This is a genomic window from Sapientia aquatica (assembly GCF_004358105.1).
Taxonomy (GTDB): domain Bacteria; phylum Pseudomonadota; class Gammaproteobacteria; order Burkholderiales; family Burkholderiaceae_D; genus Solimicrobium; species Solimicrobium aquaticum.
The window spans coordinates 1-1,013 of record NZ_SMYL01000042.1 but is presented as its reverse complement, the minus strand read 5'-3'; the positions used below and the strand labels follow the sequence as shown (position 1 = coordinate 1,013).

The window sequence follows — 1,013 nt, the reverse complement described above, 5'->3', positions numbered from 1 at the left end:
GACCATGCCGCGCAGATTGCCTTGCCCAAAGGCCCGTCGCCCCGGACTGCGTAGCGCCTCCATGCGCAGTCGGGCGATAAAGTCGCCTTCGTCCCGCGGCGCATTCGGTCCCGCCGTTCCCGCATTGGGTTGGGCATAGTGGCTGTCGGTGTGCCACTGGTATTGCTCGCTCTTTGCGTGGGCAGTAGCGCGCGGATCGCTGCGGGTAACGTGCAAGTTCGCACGCGGGCGGGTGTAGTCGTAGTCAGTGGTGCTGTACTGGCCGGTAGTAAGTCGGGTGTGCAGGGTGAGTTGGCGAATGACTTCTTCATCGATACGCGCACTGCCGCTGTGGTAACGCAGCGTGTGGTAGGCACTACTAGGATGGGCGGCGTAACTGCCCATGTTGTCGATCAAGACCAAGCGCTGCGCGCCGTCGCTGTGTTCAAAAAACCAGCTAATGCCCCATTCTTGGCACAAGCGGCAAAAGAAATCGAAATCGGTTTCGTTGTACTGCGTTTGGTAATCGCGCTTGGGGTAGGTTTCGATCAAACGTTTTTTAACGGGAAAGTGATAGTCGGCCAAGAGCGCATCAAGCAGTTCAACCACGGTTTGGTCTTGAAAGATTTTGCAGTCAGTAGTGAGCGTGGCCAGATGCAGCCACGGGCGTAACGTCAATTGGTATAGGACGTGCCGGCCTTCTTGACGCACAAACTGCGCGTGCGTAATTAGGGCGGTAATCTCACGCATTCCCGCTCCCACGTTAGCCGCCCCCGTCTGCCCCATCGCGCCCGCGACAAAGGTGCCGCTGCCGTCAAGCTGCACCATCACGGTCATCTCTTGCCCGATCAAATCATCCAACGCGACATTGGCCGCATCGCCGGAAAACGGATTCAACGCATCGGGTGTTTTAAGCAGTAAGTGGTATTCAAACAGATGATTCATGGCGTCAGAACCGGACAGACGCACGGGGATTAGGGCGGATGGATCGTTGATTTGTGGGATGGCTGGGCTGTGGATGGAGAGGGTGCGGG

At 57.7% G+C, this 1,013-nt stretch carries 1 protein-coding gene; it reads right to left on the bottom strand.

Translation table 11 applies throughout. The features are described 5' to 3' along the window. Positions 1 to 1,013, bottom strand: a 1,013-nt coding sequence (locus E2I14_RS19175) for a type VI secretion system Vgr family protein (RefSeq protein ID WP_133331551.1), incomplete at both ends; no start/stop codon positions are given.